Source organism: Kocuria rosea subsp. polaris (genome assembly GCF_001483755.1).
Classification (GTDB): domain Bacteria; phylum Actinomycetota; class Actinomycetes; order Actinomycetales; family Micrococcaceae; genus Kocuria; species Kocuria cellulosilytica.
Genome location: NZ_LQBK01000006.1, coordinates 19,000 through 38,571 on the forward strand (window position 1 = coordinate 19,000; position 19,572 = coordinate 38,571).

Genomic DNA, 19,572 nt, shown 5'->3' on the forward strand with positions numbered 1-19,572 from the left:
GCCTACCCATCGACTCCTCGGATCCGTGGCTCTCACGCCGCCGGACAGTGCCCTGGGAAAGCTGCACCACGGTGTGCGTTCCATGGGAACCAGGTGGTGTGAGACGTAGCTGCGCGGGGGCCTTGTGCCTTCGCAGCAGTGCCTGAACGGCCGGCCTTCTGGGGACCCTGCGCTCAGCCGCCCAGTGCTTTCCGCATGGCCTTGTAGGCCCGGGTCGGGCGCCCGTCGTCGAACAGGAAGTCGTTGCCCTGGCGCAGTCTGTCGTGGCCGTCGATCCACCAGTTGTAGCGGTCGTCCACGCCCCACGTGGTGTAGGAGACGCAGGTACGTGAGCGCAGACAGGTGGCCAGCACTGCGGCGTACTGCTTCGCCTGGGCTTTCTTTCCCCGGCCGTCCGTGACGTCGTTCTCGGAAATGCGGACGCGCAGACCGGCCTCCTCGAAGAGGTCGAGCGTATCGGTGAGGTCGTCGGCGGAGATGGCGTCGGTCCCGAGGTTGTAGACGTGGGCCTGGAGGCCGACGCCGTAGATGTGGCCGCCCTGTGCGTTGGTGTCGAGTGCGAGCTCGAGCAGGGCGTCCTGTCGATCGCCCGGCACATCGGCCCCGTTCTCGTTGATGTACTGCTTGACGTCGGGGTCGGCGTCGTGGACGGCCTGGGAGACGACCGCCGGGTAGCCGGGCCCGAAGACGCGGTACCAGACGTTCCGCTGGAGGCGGGTTCCCTGGTTGCGGTCGAACGGCTCGTTGACGACGTCGAGCGAGACCAGCCGCCCCTTGAAGTGCGTCACCACGGTGGTGACGTAGTCGAGGAGGGCCTCGGCGCTGGCACGGCGCTCACGCTCGGAGCCGGTCGGGAGTTCCTGCATCCAGCGGGGCATGGCCTCGCTGAAAGCGATGGTGTGCCCGTGCACGGTCATGCCCTTGCTCTCGGCGATCGCGAGGATCGCGTCGGCCTCTTCGAAGGTGTACTCGCCCTGCCGCGGGGAGAGGTGCTGCGGCTTCATCGCGTTCTCCGGTGTGACGGCGCCGAAGTTGCCCACGAGCTCCTGCGCGTAGTCCGCGTCCGAGACGAGCGGTCCGAGCGCCACTGCCGCTCCGATCGAGAAGCCCGGCCGGGCCCGGGCGGCCATGGCCTGCAGTCCGTCCGCCGACTGTTCGGCCTGCGCCACCACCGGGTCCGCGGTGGCCAGCCCAGTGCCCTCCGGCGCGGTGGCGGTGAGGGAGCTGACCTGGAAGGAGCCGCCGGCGCTCGACAGCCCCAGCCAGAGCTTCCCCGACTCGAACACCCCGCCGAAGGGCAGGGAGGACACGGTGTTCTCGCCGTCGGCGATCTCGATCGTGTCCCCAGACCGTCGCACCGTCAGCGTGGGCTCCGGATCCGAGACCGTGACGTGCTCGACGTACGCCGACTGGGGGCCGGACACGTTCTTCCGGGGCGAGCCGTCGAAGACCGCGATCTCGAGGTCGTCGCCGCGGAGCGTGAGCCGAAGGCCCGCCGGTTCGAGCCGGAACTCGTCGGCAATCACCGGCGGGCTGTCGTAGACGGCCCAGGACGCGTCGGCGACCACGTCGGTGAACGACGCGCTGAGGGAGAAGTCCCCCTCGGCCACCAGGTGCGTGCCGGCCAGGTTGAGCGGCGGATTCGCCTGGCCACCCTCGCCGTCCTTCTCGACGATGTGCCGTGCGGTGGCTGTGACCTGCAGCCCGTCGTCGTCGGACGTCACCCCCGGCATGTGCCGCCAGTCCTGCTGGAGCAGGTCGACGGGCACACCGGGCCCGGGCGCCGGATTGTTCGAGGAGCACCCCGCGACGGCGAGCAGCAGGCCGGACGCCAGCACGACCAGTGCGCGCGCGGGCCCGGCCCTCAGGACCGCCACCAGCGGACGTCGTCCAGGCAGGCCAGCACTTCGGGGTCTCCGCTGACGTTCACCTGCAGACCGGCGACCTCTCCGGTGGTGCGGTTCCTGATGGCGAGGTGCGCCGAGATGCTGTCGTTGCCCGGCGCCACGTCGACCGGCGGTGGGAACAGGTGGCCGTCGGCCGTGGTCCCCTGCAGCTTCACCGAGTTCACCGGGTCGGCCGGGGGCCGTTGCCGGCGTCGAAGGTGCCGTTGGCCACCAGGTTGGCGGGCTGCGGCGACGGGGCCTCCGCGCCGAGCGCCAGCATCTCCACGTTGTCCAGAAAGGCCGTGATCCCGGTCCCCGTGACGATCACCTGGAGACTGGCCCTGGCGACGTCCGTCGAGCTCGGCGTGTAGGTGAAGTTGAGCTCCTCCGCCCACCGGGAGTTCTCCCTCGTGCGGTACTGCCCGGAGACCCATTCTCCGGCAGCGTTGTACTCGTCGACGTAGAACGCCACCTCGCCCGAGGTCAGCGCGGAGACGTTGAGAAAGGACTTGTACAAGTAGTTCGTCCCCGGGGTGACGGCGACCTGTGGTGAGAACAGGTGCGACGGGGCCGAACCCGACACGAGCTTCACCGACCGCGTGGGGTCGGGGTGGCTGCCGTTGCCGCCGGCGTCTGCCGTGACGGTCGTGGGGGCGTCGGTCCGCCAGCCCTCGCCGATGCCCGAGTCGAAGCCGGCGTTGGGCATCTTGTTGGGGGAGCCGGTCACGAGGCCCTCGGACACGTTGACGTTCTCGATCTGCCCGGCCGCCACCTTGGTCTGCACGTAGGCGGCGAGCTCGTCCAGCTCCGCGGTGCCGTACTCGAAGTCGTCCGGATTCTGGCTCGGGTTCGCTGCGATCTCGTGGAAGGTGAACACGACCCAGGTCTTGTCGGCGATCGCTTCGTCGACCTTCGCCTTCAGGGTGTCGACGGGGGTGACCCCCTCCTGGACCGGGATGTTCCGCAGCAGGTAGTCGCTGAGCGGCCAGGTGTTGTTGCCCGTGTCGGCGAAGCCCCGCATCGAGCTGTAGTGCTTGGCCACCTCGGCCATGACCGTCGGGTCGTAGTCGCCGTACGGCGGGGCGAACGCGGTCGCGTTGATGCCGTGCGCGGCGAGGGCGGACTTGCTGTTGGACAGTTCCGCATCGACCTCGGGGCCCGTCAGCTTGTCGGCCTGACAACCGTTGCCGGCGCTCACCAGGCACCGGTGGCTGACGGTGTGCGACCCGATCTCCCAACCGTAGGTGTTCTGCAGCTGCAGGATCTGGTCCCAGGTCATGTAGGGGACGCCGGGATTCGCGCGGCACGCGTTCGGGGCGGTGGTCATGCCGACGCAGCCGGTGGTGACGTAGTTCGTGCCGGTGAGACCGTGCTGCTGAAGGGTCGGAGCGGCCTGGGTGAGAGCGCTGAGGTTGCCGTCGTCGAAGGTGAACGACACCAGCGCCGAGGGGGCGGGATGGCCGACGGCGGCGTTCGCCGCCGTCGGCGCCAGGAACCCCGCGATCAACGCCAGCACCGCCCCTGCCACTGCAGCGAGCTCGGTGCGTGCCCTCGAGTTGCGGAACCTGCTCCTGCTCATCGGTTTCTCCGGGGTTCTCTCTCGGGCGGGCGGCAGCGCTGGGCCCGATCGCTGAACGGTCATCACGAGCCCTGCAGCTGCTCGAACGCCCGTGCGACCGGCTGGACGTCGATGCCGCTCTCATCGATGACCCGCAGATGATCGGCGAAGACGTCGCTGGTGACGGTGTTCCGGTCCGCCGGGATGCTGTTCTCCTGAGTGCCGGTCGACTCAGGTTCCGCCACCTGGTGGTAGACGAGGATCAGCCAGCCGTTCGCCTTGGACGTCTCGGCGAGTGCTGCGGCCAGATGGTCCGGCGTCGTCTCGTTGGTCACGTAGTAGACCTTCAGATTGTGCGATTCCAGGTTCTGCCGGGTGTTGATACCGATCTTCGTCCCGCGCACGGTGTCGAAGTACTTGCTCGCGTACCAGTCGACCTGGGGATCCGACCGTCCGTACGGGGGCGCCAGGTTGCTGGTGCCGAGGCCGGCGTCCTCCAGCATTTCATCGCTCTTCCGCATCTGCTCGTCCAGCCGGTCGGCGCTGATCGCGGAGAGATCGACGTGCTCGTAGCTGTGTGAAGCGATCTCGTGTCCGGACCCGTGCATCTGCCTCAGCTCGTCGGCCGTCATGAAGTTCGGCGTCTCGATGGCGCTGGCATTGATGTACTGGGTGGACGGGAAGCCGTGCTTGTCCAGCAGAGGAAGGGCACGGTCGTACACCGACTGCCAGCCGTCGTCGAACGTGATCGACACCATGGGCTGGTCCCAGCGGAGGGGGCCCGCCTTGGTGACGTCGACCAGCGAGTAGTCGCGGACCCCGGTGGTGCCGTTTCCGCTCGACACCAGGGTGACCACGGCCGTCCTCGCGCCCTCCGGGACCTGGAAGGCTTCCTTGATCGCCGTCCACTCTCCTGCAGGCGGCACCGTCGCCAGGAGGTGGAACTCGCGCTCACCGTTCGCGAGCACGAACTCCGCCACGACCTCCACTTCGCGCTCGGACCGGTAGGTCGCGCCGAACTCGAAGTATTGGTCGGGAGTCACCGGGACCGGCTGGTACTCCCACTTCGCATCGCCGCTCCGGTGGTTCGCGGTGCGGGTCCAGAGGAAATTGCCGTCCTCGTCCTGGCCGCGTCCGGACTCGACCGTCGACGTTCCGGAGATGTACGTGGACCACGAGACGGGTGCGCCCGGCTGGGGACCGGTGAGCTCGGGGTTGGGAACGAGGTTGGGACCCGTCGCCGCGACGGACGGCAACCGGACGTCGTCGGTCGCCTCGAGGTACGCGCCCTCGACAGTGACGCTGCCCTCCGAGGCGACCCGGAAGACGTACTCCACCGCCGTCACCGTGTCCGCGCTGTCGAACGCGTCGCTCACGGTGAACGCGGAATCGCCCGCCAGCTCGAGCGGGTCCGGCAGCTGCTCCAGAGTGGTGCTGCCATCGGCGTGGTATTGGCGGGCCAGCAGCGCGAATTCGGCGTCGTAGGAGGTGAACGCCTTGAACAGGTAGGTCGTGTCGGGCTCGACCTCCACCCGCGGGCTCGTCAGCGTGACATCCCCCGAGGCGTACCTGGTGATGTCGAGCTTCAGTGCTCGGTCGCTCACCTTTCCTTCGACGAGCTGCAGCGAGGCTCGGGCGTCACCGCTGTGGCCGGCCTTCCAGCCGCCCACGGAGTCGGCGGATGCCGACAGTCCCGCCGGCGCCGGAGGGCCCGCCGCACTCTCATCGAGCGGGGGGAGCAGGTTCGAGTCGGGCCGCGCCTGAGCGATGTCGTCCGTCCCCTCGGTGTACAGCACCCACCCGCTGGTGAGGACGGCCACCACCAGCGAGACGACGACGAGCGGATTCAGCAGCACCCGGCGAATTCGTCCACGTTCACGCCCCACTGGGCACCTCCACACTGCCGGCCCGTTCCGGGGACTTCCACGTGTTGATCTCAGGGCGCTTGAACAGTCCGTGCCCGTTCGCAATGCAGCGAAGGGCCGCCGTCAGCTGGATCAGATCCATGATGTAGAACAGGAAGTACGCCGTCGGTGCATAGGCGGACAAGCGGGCACGTTCACGTCCCGTCAGGTTCTCGTCCATCCAGACCGTCAGGAGTGTGTAGGCGGTGATGGTCGCGTACGCACCGATCATCAGGCCCGGCGTTTGCGCGGCCAGCGACCAGTAGACGGCGTACGTCCAGGCGAGAGGCGAGACGAGCAGCGTGAACTCGCTGAGCAGTGCCATCGGCATCCGGTAGTAGGTCAACGTGCCGGTGTACCGGCGGCTCGGGTTGAGCACCAGACGGCGGTACTTGATGAGGTTCTGGAGGCTTCCGTACTTCCAGCGGTAGCGCTGCTTGGCCAGCGCACGGAACGTGAGGACGCCCTCGGTCTTGGCGACCACGTCCGCGCCGTAGATCATGCGGAAGCGCCGGTTGCCCAGGTTGGTGATCTTGGCGCTCAGCCCGATGTCCTCGGTGAGGGTGTCCGTGTCGTAGAAGTCGACCTTGCGCAGCACGCTCATCCGGTAGGTGGAGGCCACTCCACCGACCACGAACTCGCAGTTCAGCATCGAGTAGAGCTTTTTCGAGCGGTAGCCGATCATGTGCTCGAAACGCTGCAGGATGCCCAGCGCTGTCGGTTCTTCCAGGATCTGCACGTTGGCGGCGACACCGGCCACGTACGGGTCGTCGAAGTAGGACAGGGCGTTCGTCACGGCGTCCGGTTCGATGATCGAGTCGGCGTCGAGTGTCATGACGAACTGGCCGGAAGCATATTGGCGAAGTGCCGCGTTGAGGGCTCCGCCCTTGCCGACGTTCTGGGGCATCCGCACGATGTGCAGGTCCATGTCGGGGTGCCGCATCTGGTAGTCGAGGACCAGCTGACCGGTGCGGTCCTTGGAGGCGTCGTCGGCGACGATGACCTCGTAGAAGGGATAGGTGCTGCGCCGAAGGGAGTCGAGCGTCCGGACGATCACGGCCTCCTCGTTGTGGGCGGCGATGACGATGGAGACGAGTCCGGACACCTCGGGCGCGTCCGAGCCGCCCCAGGCGGCCGTCGCCGCGCACTCCGGCTCGTCCTCGTGCGGATGCCGGACACCACCCCTCATGCTCTTCCGCCGCTGCTGCCAGACGTCATAGACGTTGGCGCCCACCAGGTACAGACCGAAGTGCACGACGTAGAGGATGCTGACGCCCGCGAACAGCCAGAAGACCATCAGTGCGATGTCCATGCTCACCATCCCGAGGAGCTGGTGGCGAACTCGGGGGCGTGGCGCGGCATCCTCGCGGACACGGCGACCGCGGCCGAGGCGCCGGCGGGCTGCCGGATCTCGTCGAACGAGGCGGTCGTGGCCGTGGCCGGAAGGGTCTCGTTGGGCACCACGGCGCGGACGAGAGCCGAGCGAGCGCCACCACGCCGATACATGAAGATGCCGATGAAGCGGAAGATCAGGGTGAAGAGCACCAGGGCCCACAGCACAACACTCAGCTGGGCCACGAAACCGAGCAGACTCTCGAACATTGCTGCGTTCCGCCCGAAGGTCACCTGCCCGGTCACCGTGACAACGCTCCCGACCTGAATCATTGGATTACCTCCCCTAGTGCGTGCGTGCAATTGGCTGCGGAGCGGCCCTGGATCGGGCCGCACCATTCCGCCGGACCTCGTGTTGTACGAAGCGCGCTCGGAATTCCACGTGGAGGGAACGGAAGGCAGCGGGCTGGGCGGACAATCGTCACAGCAACCAGCAACAGCAGCAGAAAGGCCAAGAACGGAACCGTGTTGATCATGATCAACAGGCCGCTGGCGCTCTGAAGTATTTCCTGCGCGGATTCCGCCGCATAGGCAGCGTCAACGGGCATGACAAACTGAATCAACAAAACCCCCAATGGATGGCCGACCCGTCCCCCGACGAGTCGATCGGTGTCCTTCCCCAAGGCCAACCGACGGGTCCGAGCATTCCAGGCGGTCGATGCTTCCGCAAAACGCGCTGGCCCATACATTTCTCCGCAACGGGGGCAGCCACGAGGTGTACGGGGCGATATCAATGCAAAGGCTTTAGTTCACAGCGTTCTGTGGGTGGTTCGGAGTTTTCTGTGGGTGAAGATGGGGACATACACCCCTGCGTTGCAAAGGTAAACTCGGCCGACTGTTACATCGACGTGCGCCGGTAGATGACGAGGTGTTGCACTCCGGGTGGGCGACTCTTGTGGCCATCAGCACGTGCGTCATGCCGCCGTGGATCCGCGCAGCGGTTGCGAGCACGAGGCAGGATCATGTCTGCGACCCGTGGTCGTGGAGGGCTGGTGGCTCGCCGTGATGCCACGGGTTGCCCATGTCAGCGTGGTGGGGATCCTGGCGTGCTTCTTGATGCTCAACGCTGCGGCGGCGTCCGTGGAACCTCGGCGGATCGGTGTTCGTACCATGCGGCGCCGTGACCGTTCCGTCACCATTACATCAGGAAAGTGTTCGCTAATCCGGCGGGGAGTGCTACATTCAGTGCACGGCGAACCAAGGCTCGCCTGACCTGCGACGACGGCGGTGGCCGAGCGGTCGCAGGGGTGCGTCGGGGTACCCCCGGTTCCCCTGACCCCCGCCCCGGCGCGCCCCCGCAATCGTCCTGACCCGTGGCGAGCCGGCGAACGACTGCGCGCCGGTGGCTCGAGCCCCGTGCCAGGGTCGCCGTGCCGACATCCGGCGCCTGGCAATCCGTGAGGCCTCCAGCACCGGGCACCCGCCGCGTCCAGCGGCGGCCGGAGCGGCTACCGGCCGTCGTCGGCGTCCGTGCCGGCCAAGGCCTCCGTGAGCTGCTTGAGCATCGCGCCCATCCGGAACCGCTCGGGCACGAGCGGCTCGATCCCGAGCTCCAGCAGCGGCGCGGCCGTCACCGGCCCCACGGTCGCGGCGAGCATCCCGCCGCGGAATGCCGCCAGCAGCTCCTTGTGCAGCCCCAGCTCCTCCGCCGTGCTGAACAGGGCGTCCACGGCCGGGGCGGCGGTGAACGTCACGGCGTCCACCCGCCCGGCGGCGGCCTCGCGCACGAGCACCGGCACCTGCCCGGCGTCGTCGGCGGGGGCCCACCGGTAGGGGGTCACGGTGAGCACCCGGGCCCCGGCGTCGGTGAGCCGGCGGCGCTGGACCGCGTCCGCGATCCCGTGCAGCTGCAGGCCGACGGTGCGACCGCTGAGGTCGCCGCCGTGCTCGGCCAGCACCAGGTCCACGAGCCCGGCGGTGGTCTCGTCCGCGGACATCCCGGCGTCCTCGAGGCCCAGGCCGCGCACCGCGCCGCGGCCCTTGGGCCCGCGCACGTAGACGGCGGCCTCGCGCAGGCACAGCAGCAGGTCGGCGTCGAAGCCCTGGGCCACCGCGGCGTCGTGCCAGCGCCGCAGCCCGTAGCCCGTGGTGAGCAGCACCAGGTCCGGGCGGGCGTCGAACATCGCCCGGGACGCGGCCGCGAGTCCGGCGTCCTCGCCGACCGGCTCCACGCGCAGCGCGGGGGCGTGCAGCACGCGGGCGCCGCGGCGCTCGAGCGCCGCGATCTGGTCCTCGGAGCGGCGGTGCGCGGTCACGCCCACCACCCGCCCGGCCAGCGGCAGGTCCTCAGCAGCCATGGGCGGTGACCTCCGCGAGGAACGCGTCCCGCTCGGCGGTCGCCAGGCGGACCACGGGGCCCACGACGACGACGGCGGGCGAGCCGCAGCCCGCCGCCGCGGTGTCCGCGACCGCGTTCGTGAGGGTGGTGATCGTGGAACGCTGCCGGTCGGTGAAGCCGCGCTCCACCACGGCCAGCGGGGTGCGGGGATCGGCGCCGTTGCGGACCAGCCCGGCCACGAGGTGGGGGAGGGTGGCCACGCCCATGAGCACCACGAGCGTGCCCCCGCCCGCGCCGAGGCCGGCGAAGTGGGCGAGCTCCGCCTCGGAGAACGGCACGTGCCCGGAGGCGACCGTGAACATCCGGGACACCTCGCGGAACGTCACCGGGATGCCCGCCGCGCCCGGCACCGAGACCGCGCTGGTGATCCCCGGGACCACGTCCACCGGGATGCCGTGGGCGGCGCACGCGGCCAGCTCCTCGGCGCCGCGGCCGAAGACGTAGGGGTCCCCGCCCTTGAGCCGGACCACCGAGCGGCCGGCCAGGGCGTGCTCCACCATGAGGTCCTGGATCCGTGCCTGGGGGACCGGGTGGTGGCCGGGGGTCTTGCCCACCGGGACGATCTCGGCGCCGGGGGCCGCGGCCGCCACCGCACCGGAGGGCGCGAGCCGGTCCACGAAAACCACGTCGGCGTCCTGCAGGGCGGCGACCGCGCGCACGGTGAGCAGGTCGTCCGCGCCGGGGCCGCCGCCGACCAGGGTCACGCGGCCCCCGGTGGGGGCCGCGGGCTCCTGCACCACGGGCACCCGGGCACCGGCGGCGCGCAGCGCCTCGCGCCAGCGCTGCGCCGCCGGGCCGACGACCACGGCGAGCGCGACGCCCACCAGGTCCGCCGGGCCGAGCAGCGCCGGCTCGGCCACGGAGCGGACGGCCGCGCCGGCCGCCTCGTAGCGGTGCCGGGCGCGCCGGGCGTCGTGCGGGTCGCCGAGGACGAGCACCGGGACGTCGGTGAGGTCGGCGGTCAGCAGCATGCGGTCCTCCAGGGGGCGAGCGGGGGGTCGTGCGTCCCTACCAGGATGCGGCACGCGTGTTACAGCACGGTTGCCCCCGTGACGCCGCATGACGCGGGCGCCCTTCCCCGGGTACCGCTCGTAGGGTGGGAGCCATGACGAGAACCGAGCCCCCCGTCCTGCTCGCCTGCGCCCACGGCACCCGCTCCCCGGCCGGGCGCACCGCCGTGCAGCGGCTCGTGGACGCCGTGGCCGCCGAGCTGCCGAACGTCGAGGTCGTGCCCACCTGGGTGGACGTGCAGACCCCGGACCTCGCCGAGCGCACCGAGCAGCACGCCGGGCGCCCGGCCGTGGTGGTCCCGCTGCTGCTCTCCGCCGGCTACCACGTCTACGTGGACGTGGCCGAGGCGGTCGCCGCCGACGACCTGCACCGCGTCTCGGCCGCCCTGGGCCCGGACCGGGCGCTCGCCCAACTGCTCGCCCGCCGGGTGCACGAGGCGTGCGCGGCCGCCGGGGCGCCGCTGGGGGAGCACGACGCCGTGGTGCTGGCCACCGCCGGGTCCTCGGACCGCCGCGCGGTGGCCGACTGCGCCACGGTGGCGGGGCAGCTGGCCGAGGAGCTGTCCCGGCCCGTGACCGTGTCCTACCTGGCCGCCGCGCGCCCCCGCGTGGCCGAGGCGGTGGCCGACGCCAGGACCGGCCTGGCGGAGGAGGGCCGCGTCGTCGTCGCCAACTACCTGCTGGCCCCCGGCTACTTCCTGGACCTCTCGCGGAAGGCCGGCGCGGACGTGCACACCGAGCCCCTGGCCGTGCCCGAGGGAGAGGTCCCGCCCGAGCTCGTGGACGTGGTGGTCTCCCGCTACCGCTCGGTGGCCTGAGCTCCGCGCCCACGCCCCACTCACCTGGTGCGGCGAGTCCCCAGTCCTGTCGCGTTTCCCCACGATCAAACCTGGGGATGCGCGACAGGACTGGGGACTCGACGAAAGGGTCGCCCGGTCGCTGGGGACTCGGCGGGAGTGTCGGCCCGGAGCCTGGGGGCTCGGCGCGGGGGCGTCAGTCTCGGACGCGGGTGAGGTCGGCGTCCTCGTAGCGGACCATCCTCGAGCCCGTCACCAGGCGGTGGCCCAGCCACAGGGCCAGGAACAGCGGCAGGCCGATGTAGGCGGTCAGCGCGGCCATCAGGTCCATGTCGCCGATGAACGCCTGGTAGTTCTGCCCGAGGATCACCACGGCGCACAGCACGAGCGCCACCACCGGGCCGAGCGGGAAGAACCGCGCCCGGTAGGGGAGGTCGGCGAGGTCCTTGCCCTGGGCGGTGTAGGCCTTGCGGAAGCGGTAGTGGCTCCAGGCGATGCCCATCCACACGATGAACCCCGCCAGCCCCGAGGCGCTGACCAGCCACACGTAGGCGTCCCCGTCCCCGATGAAGGTGGTGAGGAAGGACGCCCCGCCCACCAGGGTGGTGGCGATCAGCGCGTTCATGGGCACGCCGCGGCGGTTGACCTTCGCCAGGAACCTCGGGGCCTTGCCGCCCTCGGCCAGCGCCCAGAGCATGCGGGTGGAGGCGTAGAGCCCGGAGTTGCCGGCGGAGAGGATCGCGGTGAGGATCACCGCGTTCATCACCGAGGCCGCCGCCAGCACCCCGGCGTTCTGGAACACCAGGGTGAAGGGGGAGATGGAGATGTCCTCGACCCCGCTCGTGAGCAGGTTCGGGCTGGTGTAGGGGATGAGGAAGCCGATCACGGTGATGGCACCCACGTAGAAGAGCAGGATCCGCACGAACACGGTGCGGATGGCCCTGGGCACGTTCTTCTCGGGGTCCTCCGCCTCACCGGCGGCCACGCCGACAAGCTCGGTGCCCTGGAAGGAGAAGCCCGCCACCATGAAGATGGCGAGGATGCCGAGGCCGCCGCCCACGAAGGGCGCCTCCCCGGTGGTCCAGTTCTCGAAGCCGGGCGACTCCCCGCCCAGGATCCCGACGATCATCAGGATGCCGAGGCCCAGGAAGAGCACCACCGTGACGACCTTCACGAGGGAGAACCAGAACTCGCTCTCGCCGTAGGCCCGGGCGCTCAGCGCGTTGAGCGCGAACAGGATCGCCAGGAAGGACCCGGACCAGATCCACGAGGGCACGTCCGGGAACCAGTAGCGCATGATCAGCGCTGCGGCGACGAGCTCGGCGGCCACGGTGATCGCCCAGTTGTACCAGTAGTTCCAGCCGATGGCGAAGCCGAAGGAGGGGCTCACGAAGCGGGTCGAGTACTCCTCGAACGCGCCCGAGACCGGCAGGTAGGTGGCCATCTCGCCCAGGGACTGCATGAGCAGGAAGACCATGAAGCCGATGACCACGTAGGCCAGCAGCGCCCCGCCGGGGCCGGCGGTGGCGATGGTGTTGCCCGAGGCCACGAACAGGCCGGTGCCGATGGCCCCGCCCATCGCGATCATGGTCAGGTGGCGGGGCTTGAGGCTGCGGCGCAGCCTGTCCTGGGCCGGCGGCTGCTCCTGGATCTCAGGTGCGCTCTGCTCGGCCCGAGGGCGTGCGGTGATGCTCACGCGGAATCTTCTCCTCTGGTGTGGTGGACGGACCACGGAAGGAGGAAGTGGGGGGCGCCGTCCCCCCGAACGGTCCTGGCCGATTATGGGGGAGACGTTGCGCACCCAGAAATCGGGCGGGGGACGCCTCCGGGCGCGCGCCCTAGGATGGACGGGTGAAAACACGGACGGGACCGGGCGGGGCCGCGCCGCGCCGCGGTTCCGGCCGGGCCGTCGATGTGGCCATTCTCACCGGCGCCCTGGTGCTCCTGGTCGCCGCGACGCTCGCCGGCCGCTGGGCGTGGCAGCCCGCCCCGGCGCCCCCGGACCGCGTCTCCTGCGCCCCCTACGGCCTGGAGGACGTGCGCGTCGCCCCGCGCGGCGGGATCGCCCCCCTGAACGACGGCCCGGTGCGCTCCGGCGGTCTGCGCTGGCGCGAGGGCCCCTCGGACCGGATGGACGTCGCCTTCGAGCACGACGGCACGACCAGCAGCTACCACGTCTTCGCCGACGGCATCGACTGGAGCGAGCCGGTCGGCGTGGTCTTCCGGCTGCACGGGGACGGGGCCTACGAGTTCCACCACCCCCAGCACAAGGTCTCCTGCCTCGCGGAGGTCGCACGCTCGCACAACGCGGTGCTCGTGGCGCCCCGCACCCCGGACCGGCAGGGCGAGCCCACCTGGTGGGAGGACCTCGACGGCAACGCCGAGTGGTTCCTGGCCCTGGCCGAGCAGGAGATCTTCGCCGAGTACGACCTCGACCGCTCCCGCACGTGGCTGCACGGCTACTCCGGGGGCGCCGAGTTCATCAGCTACGAGCTGCTGGCCGACCGCGCGGACTTCCTGCGGGGCGGCGGCGCGGTGCTCTCCGGCGGCGGCGGGGCGCCGTCCTCCGGGGACTCGGAGCCGACGGAGGAGCAGCTCGAGCAGCTGGTCCTGCACTGGGACGTGGGCCTCGAGGACGACGGCACCGACCCGTGGGCGCCGTTCGACGCGCTCTCCGCGGCGGCCGCCGGGCACGCCTGGTACGAGGACGCCGGCTACGAGCGCACCAGCGTGCGCTACCGCGAGGGCGTGGACCACTTCGAGCTGCCCGAGGCCCGGGTGCTGGACGCCGCGATGACCGCCGGGGAGTCCCCGGGAGAGCGCTCGGCAGTGCTCTCGTCCGGCCCCTCGGCCGAGCCCCGGAGCGGGGCCGCGGCACGCGGACGTGACTGATCTCTCGTCGTCGTCCCTGGTCAGCGCCCCATCCGCGGAATGACGCGGAACAGCGGGGGAGGCGCGGGCCCGGAACCGGCCCGCCACACCCGTTTCAGCTTGCGAACGCACATAACCGGCCGTACGGTGCAGTAAAGAAGTCGGCAGGGGAGCCGGCTCAGGGGGAAGGCCGATGCGGGGGCATCACGGCCGAACACTCACTCTCGGCACCGCGCTGATCCGGCGCGCGTGCCCCCGGGGTGCCTTCCGTCCGGTCCGTCCGGTCCCTGGGCTCGTCCTTCCTGTCGGCACCGGCCGCTGTGCAGATCCGCAGCGGCAGCGAAGTCGATGGGGGATTCAATGACAGTGCGCCCAAGCACGCGCAGCGGCTCGACCCGCCAGGGAGGCGGGCGGCACCTGCTCGAGGACCGGTACCCGGAGCAGGACCGGCCGGAGGACGGTGACGTCCTCGACCGCGCCCTGCACACGCAGCCCATGCCGCAGGTCCCGGGCCGCGCCGTCTTCCCCGTCTCCTCCGCGCCGGCGCCGCGCACGCTCGTGGACATCGTCATGGACACCGTCTCGCGCCACCCGGATGCCGTGGCCGTCGACGACGGGACCACCGTGCTCAGCTACGCCGAGTTCCTCGAGCGCGTCGAGGCCCAGGCCCAGCGCCTGTGGGACCTCGACATCGGCCGCGGGGACCGCGTGGGCATCCGCGTGCCCTCCGGGACCGTGGACCTCTACGTGGCCGTCCTCGGCACCATCTTCGCCGGCGCCGCCTACGTCCCCGTCGACTACGACGACCCCGACGAGCGCGCGAGCACGGTCTGGGAGGAGGCCGGGGTGTGCGCCGTCTTCGGCGCGGGCCTGACCCTCCGGCCGCGCGCCGAGGTCCGCGCCGGCGCGGACTGCCGGCAGCCCGGCACGGGCGACGACGCCTGGATCATCTTCACCTCCGGGTCCACCGGCAAGCCCAAGGGCGTGGCCATCAGCCACCGCTCGGCGGCCGCCCTCGTGGACGCCGAGGCCGAGCTCTACCTGCCCCGGCGCCCGCTGGGCCCCGGCGACCGCGTGATGGCGGGGCTCTCGGTGGCCTTCGACGCCTCGTGCGAGGAGATGTGGCTGGCCTGGCGCTCCGGCGCCGCCCTGGTCCCCGCCCCGCGCGCGGTCGTGCGCTCGGGCACCGACCTCGGCCCGTGGCTCGTCGAGCGGGACATCACCGCCGTCTCCACGGTGCCGACGCTCGCGTCGATGTGGCCGGCCGAGGCGCTGAGCCGCATCCGCCTGCTCATCTTCGGCGGGGAGGCGTGCCCCAACGAGCTCGCCGCCCGCCTGGTGCACCCCGGCCGCGAGGTCTGGAACACCTACGGCCCCACCGAGGCCACGGTCATCGCGACCGGGGCCGTGCTCACCGGCGAGCCGCCCGTGCGCATCGGCCTGCCGCTGCCCGGGTGGGAGCTGGCGATCGTCGACACCGCCGGCAATCCCGTGCGCTGGGGCGAGGAGGGCGAGCTGATCATCGGCGGCGTGGGACTGGGCCGCTACCTGGACCCCGCCAAGGACGCCGAGAAGTTCGCCCCCATGGACTCCCTCGGCTGGGAGCGGGCCTACCGCTCCGGCGACCTCGTGCGCGCCGACCCCGAGGGCATCGTCTTCGTGGGCCGCGCCGACGACCAGGTCAAGATCTCCGGCCGGCGCGTGGAGATGGGCGAGATCGACGAGCAGATGACCCGGCTGCCCGGCGTGCAGGCCGGCGCCGCCGCCGTGCACACCACCCCGGCCGGCAACCAGGTCCTCGTGGGCTACCTCGTGGCCGAGGGCCCGGGCTCCGTGGACCTCGCCGAGGCCCGCCGGCTGCTCGCCGACCGCCTGCCGGGCCAGATGGTGCCCGCGCTGACGCTGATGGACGAGCTGCCCCTGAAGACCTCCGGCAAGGTGGACCGCAAGGCCCTGCCCTGGCCGCTGCCCTCCGCCGGCGCCGCCGCGGAGGCCTCGCGGGTCGACGCCGAGCTCGAGTGGCTCGCCGCCCTGTGGGCGGACCAGCTCGGCCCCCTGCCCATCGACGAGGACAGCGACTTCTTCGTCCTCGGCGGCACCTCCGTGGCGGTGGCCAAGCTCGTCTCCGAGCTCCGGCGCAGCTACCCGGACGCCGAGATCGCCGAGATCTACCGCAACCCCACGCTCGCCGGGATGCACGAGTACCTGACCACGCTGGCCCGCGTCGACGTCGTCGCCCAGGACGCCGCGCGCGCCCGCACGGTGACCGACGTCCCGCGCTGGAACGGCCTGGTGCAGATCCCCTTCCTCACCGCCCTCTACGCCGTCTCCGGGCTGCGCTACGTGGTGGGCGCGGCGATCGTCGTCTGGCTGCTCGCCAACCTGCTGGGCGCGGCCTGGGTCCCGAACCCGCCGCTGCTGCCGCTGGTGGCCGGCTGGCTCGTGCTCTTCGCCCTGCCCGGCCGGCTCGTGCTCACCGCGCTGTTCATCCGGCTGCTGACCTTCCGGCTGCGCCCCGGCGCGCACGCCCGCGGCTCCTGGACCCACCTGCGGGTCTGGATGGCCGAGCGGGTCCTGATCTTCAACAAGTTCGAGCCCCTCATGGGCACCCCCGTGATGGTGCTGTTCTTCCGGCTGCTCGGCAACCAGGTGGGACGCCACACCCACCTCGACACGATGCCTCCCGTGAGCGGCATGGCCCGCATCGGCGACGGCGCGGCCGTGGAGCACGAGGTGGACCTCTCCGGCTACTGGCTCGAGGGCGACGTCCTCCACCTCGGCGGCGTGACCGTCGGCGAGAACACCCGGATCGGCACCCGCACGCTCCTGAGCCCGGGCGCCGTGGTCGAGGCCGGCGCGGAGGTCGACCCCGGCTCCCACGTCACCGGCACCGTCCCCGCCGGCCGGCTGCAGGGCGGCTCCCCGCTCGTGGACCTCGGCCCCGCCGGGGAGTCCTGGCTCGAGTGGGCCCCGGTCCGCGGCAACCGCTTCCTGACCGGGCTGCTGTACGCGCTGGGCCTCGGCACGGTGGGGATCCTGCCCGTGCTGGCCGTGGTCCCCGGCGCGCTGATCGTCTACACCCAGGTCCGGGGGATCGAGCTCTACGAGCTCGTCTTCCCCGTCATGGCCCTGTGGGTGCCCGTCTTCGCCGTGCTCACCGTCCTCGTCTACCTGGCCCTGCTCGTGCTGATCGTGCGCGCGCTCGCCCTGCTGATCCGTCCGGGCCACCACCCCGCCGACGGGACCGTGGGCTGGGCCGTGTGGCTCACCGGCGTGCTGCTGCAGAAGAGCCTCGTCTCCACCTACCCGGTCTACGCCTCCATCGCCACGCCGTTCTTCCTGCGGCTGCTCGGCGCCCGCGTGGGCGACCAGGTGGAGATCTCCACCGTGGAGACCCTCCCGCACCTGACCACCTTCGAGTCCGGCTCCTTCATGGCCGACCACTCGATGGTCAGCTCCGCCCGGGTCGGCTTCGGCTGGATCCACGTGGGCCCCTCGACCGTGGGGGAGCGCTCCTTCGTGGGCAACTCCGCGATCGTGGGACCGGATCGGGACGTCCCCGAGGACTCCCTGGTCGCCGTGCTCTCCTCCGCCCCGGCCGACGCCGGGCGCGGCACCTCCTGGCTGGGCCGGATGCCCGAGCCGATCAGCCGGGTCACCGACGCCGCCGACGAGGCCGTCACCTACCGGCCGCGCCGCCGGCTGGTCGTGGCCCGCACGCTCGTCGAGTCGCTGCGCGCCGTGCCGTTCATGGTCACCGCCTGGCTGGACCTCGCGATCGTCTTCGTCCTCACCACGATCTACATGGAGTCCGGGGGAGGCCTCGACGGGATCGTCGCGGCGCTGCTGTGGGCCACGCCCGTGGTGCTCGCCGCCGGCGTGCTGGCCGCGCTGGTCCCCGTGCTGGTCAAGTGGGCCCTGATGGGCCGCTTCCGCGAGGGCGAGCGCCCGCTGTTCAGCTCCTTCGTGTGGCGCAACGAGCTCGCCGACACCTTCGCGGAGTCCCTGGCCGTGCCCGGCCTGATCCGGCTGGCCGTCGGCTCCCCGGTGTTCAACGCCTGGGCCCGGCTCATGGGCGCGAAGATCGAGCGCGGCGTGTGGTGCGAGACCTGGTGGCTGCCCGAGTTCGACCTCGTGCACCTGGGCCGGGGCGTGTCCGTCAACCGCGGGACCGTGCTCCAGACCCACCTGTTCCACGACCGGATCATGCGGCTGCAGCCGGTGTCGATGGAGGCGGGCTCCACCCTGGGTCCCAACAGCTTCGTCCTGCCCGGCAGCACCGTGGAGGCCGGCGCCACGGTGGGCCCCGGCTCCCTGGTCATGGCCCAGGAGACCGTGCCCGCCGGCAGCACCTGGGGCGGCAACCCGATCCGCCCGCTGCACACCGACGCCGCCGGCACCACTCCCGGCGCCGGGACCGTACCCGCGACCGCGTCCGCCGCGGGGCTCGCGTCCGACGTCGGGGCCGAGTCCGCCGGAGGGACGACCCGTGAGCGCTGAGCACGCGGCCGCCACGCGTGGCGGGGGCACCGCGGTGCTCAACGTTCCCGGCGCCTCCGGCAAGCGCACCCGGCGTCGTCTGGTCGGCGTGGACGCCGCCCGGGGCTTCGCCCTGCTCGGGATGGTCGCCGTGCACACCCTGCCCTACTGGGACGCGGAGAACGAGCGCGCCTCCCTGAGCTGGTCCCTGTTCGCGGGGCACTCGGCCGCTCTCTTCGCGACCCTCGCCGGGGTGAGCCTCGCGTTCCTCTCCGGCGGCCGCACCCCGCACACGGGCCGGCGCCTGGCCGGGGACCGGGCGGGGCTGGTGGGCCGCGCCGCGGTGATCGCCCTCGTCGGGTTCCTCGTGGGCTTCGTCGCCCCGCCGGTGAACAACATCCTCATCTACTACGGGATGTTCTTCCTGCTCGCCATCCCGTTCCTGGGCCTGCGCATCCGGCACCTGCTGATCAGCGCGGCGGCGTTCACCGTGCTGGCCCCGTTCCTGATGCAGTGGTCCCTGGACGTCCTGCCCGCCCACGTGCACGACAACCCCACCCTGTGGAACCTCGTCACGGAGCCGGTCACCGTGCTCTCCCAGCTGCTGCTGACCGGCACCTACCCGGCCCTGCCGTACATGGCCTACCTGTGCGCGGGCATCGCCCTGGGACGGATGAACCTCACGAGCCGGCGGGTGCAGCTGTGGCTCGTGGGCGCCGGCGCGGCCCTGGCCCTGCTCTCCTGGACGGTGTCCATGGCGGCGCTGCTGGCTTTCGGGGTCTACGACCGGATCTGGGCGGCCACCCCGTGGCTGTCCGAGGAGCAGATCGACGAGATCCTCGTCTTCGGCCCGGACCCGTCCCTGCCGACCACCACGCTGTGGTGGCTCATGGTGCCCGCCCCGCACAGCAACACGCCCGTGGCGCTGCTGCTGAGCCTCGGCATGGCCGCGTTCGCGCTGGGGGCGTTCCTGCTCCTGGCCCGGCTGATCGGCAAGGCGCTCACCCCGCTGGCGGCCGCCGGGTCCATGACGTTCACGCTCTACACCCTGCACCTGCTGTTCCTGGCCACGATGGTCTACGAGCTCCACCCGGGCTTCTGGTTCTGGATGCAGGTGGCCGTGTTCGGGCTGCTCGCCGTGGCCTGGCAGCGCGCCGTGGGCCAGGGCCCGCTCGAGAAGCTGGTGGCCCGCACCTCGAAGGCCGTCGCCCGGAAGGTGGCCGAGCGCTGAGGCCCTGACAGGGCCCTGGCCTGTGCTGCCCCTCTCTGCCCCTCCCTGCCCCTTGCCGCCGAGTCCCCAACCTGGTGGCGTTTCCCCACGCGGATTCGTGGGGGAT

The 19,572-nt window shown here is 71.4% G+C and carries 13 protein-coding genes; 4 read left to right on the forward strand and 9 right to left on the reverse strand.

From position 1 onward, the window contains the following. Positions 1-173 precede the first annotated feature (173 nt). From AVL61_RS05715 to cobA, 8 genes are all read right to left on the reverse strand, one after another. Positions 174-1,877 (reverse strand): endo-1,4-beta-xylanase, encoded by a 1,704-nt coding sequence (locus tag AVL61_RS05715; RefSeq protein ID WP_231738287.1) that lies wholly within the window; start codon positions 1,875-1,877, stop codon positions 174-176. Continuing rightward, positions 1,865-2,062, reverse strand: a complete 198-nt coding sequence (locus tag AVL61_RS05720) for a hypothetical protein (RefSeq protein WP_157571308.1) — start codon at positions 2,060-2,062, stop codon at positions 1,865-1,867. Before AVL61_RS05720 ends, AVL61_RS05715 begins: the two co-directional genes overlap by 13 nt. A 5-nt stretch (positions 2,063-2,067) precedes the next feature. Further along, a complete protein-coding gene (locus tag AVL61_RS05725; protein WP_197412648.1) occupies positions 2,068-3,465 on the reverse strand; it encodes a polysaccharide deacetylase family protein in 1,398 nt (465 codons plus the stop codon). Positions 3,466-3,527: 62 nt separating this feature from the next. After that, positions 3,528-5,300: a polysaccharide deacetylase family protein gene (locus AVL61_RS05730; protein ID WP_058873407.1), complete on the reverse strand. Its 1,773-nt coding sequence runs from the start codon at positions 5,298-5,300 to the stop codon at positions 3,528-3,530. A gap of 19 nt (positions 5,301-5,319) precedes the next feature. After that, a complete protein-coding gene (locus AVL61_RS05735) occupies positions 5,320-6,660 on the reverse strand; it encodes a glycosyltransferase family 2 protein (protein WP_058873408.1) in 1,341 nt (446 codons plus the stop codon). A 2-nt stretch (positions 6,661-6,662) separates the two neighbouring features. Then, positions 6,663-6,950 carry a hypothetical protein gene (locus tag AVL61_RS05740; RefSeq protein ID WP_157571309.1) on the reverse strand — a complete coding sequence of 96 codons (288 nt, stop codon included), beginning with the start codon at positions 6,948-6,950 and terminating at the stop codon, positions 6,663-6,665. A 1,238-nt stretch (positions 6,951-8,188) separates the two neighbouring features. Next, positions 8,189-9,037: a uroporphyrinogen-III synthase gene (locus tag AVL61_RS05745; RefSeq protein WP_058873410.1), complete on the reverse strand. Its 849-nt coding sequence runs from the start codon at positions 9,035-9,037 to the stop codon at positions 8,189-8,191. Beyond that, a complete protein-coding gene (gene cobA / locus AVL61_RS05750; RefSeq protein WP_058873411.1) occupies positions 9,027-10,049 on the reverse strand; it encodes a uroporphyrinogen-III C-methyltransferase in 1,023 nt (340 codons plus the stop codon). Before cobA ends, AVL61_RS05745 begins: the two co-directional genes overlap by 11 nt. A 134-nt stretch (positions 10,050-10,183) precedes the next feature. Between cobA and AVL61_RS05755 the strand changes: the two genes are divergently transcribed. Then, the gene (locus AVL61_RS05755) at positions 10,184-10,906 is read left to right on the forward strand and encodes a sirohydrochlorin chelatase (protein ID WP_058873412.1); all 723 of its coding nucleotides are present in this window, start codon (positions 10,184-10,186) and stop codon (positions 10,904-10,906) included. 175 nt (positions 10,907-11,081) lie between these two features. Here AVL61_RS05755 and AVL61_RS05760 read toward each other — a convergent pair whose 3' ends face one another. Next, positions 11,082-12,536, reverse strand: a complete 1,455-nt coding sequence (locus AVL61_RS05760; protein WP_058873548.1) for an amino acid permease — start codon at positions 12,534-12,536, stop codon at positions 11,082-11,084. Between the two features lie 200 nt (positions 12,537-12,736). Between AVL61_RS05760 and AVL61_RS05765 the strand changes: the two genes are divergently transcribed. The 3 genes from AVL61_RS05765 to AVL61_RS05775 all read left to right on the forward strand — a co-directional run bounded on the left by AVL61_RS05765 (position 12,737) and on the right by AVL61_RS05775 (position 19,466). Next, complete coding sequence (locus AVL61_RS05765; protein ID WP_231738288.1) at positions 12,737-13,777, forward strand: alpha/beta hydrolase family protein; 1,041 nt, start codon at positions 12,737-12,739, stop codon at positions 13,775-13,777. Between the two features lie 339 nt (positions 13,778-14,116). Next, complete coding sequence (locus AVL61_RS05770) at positions 14,117-18,256, forward strand: Pls/PosA family non-ribosomal peptide synthetase (protein WP_331457103.1); 4,140 nt, start codon at positions 14,117-14,119, stop codon at positions 18,254-18,256. Beyond that, positions 18,246-19,466 (forward strand): heparan-alpha-glucosaminide N-acetyltransferase domain-containing protein, encoded by a 1,221-nt coding sequence (locus AVL61_RS05775; RefSeq protein WP_058873414.1) that lies wholly within the window; start codon positions 18,246-18,248, stop codon positions 19,464-19,466. The genes AVL61_RS05770 and AVL61_RS05775 overlap by 11 nt, the downstream gene beginning before the upstream one ends. The last annotated feature ends 106 nt before the right edge of the window (positions 19,467-19,572 follow it).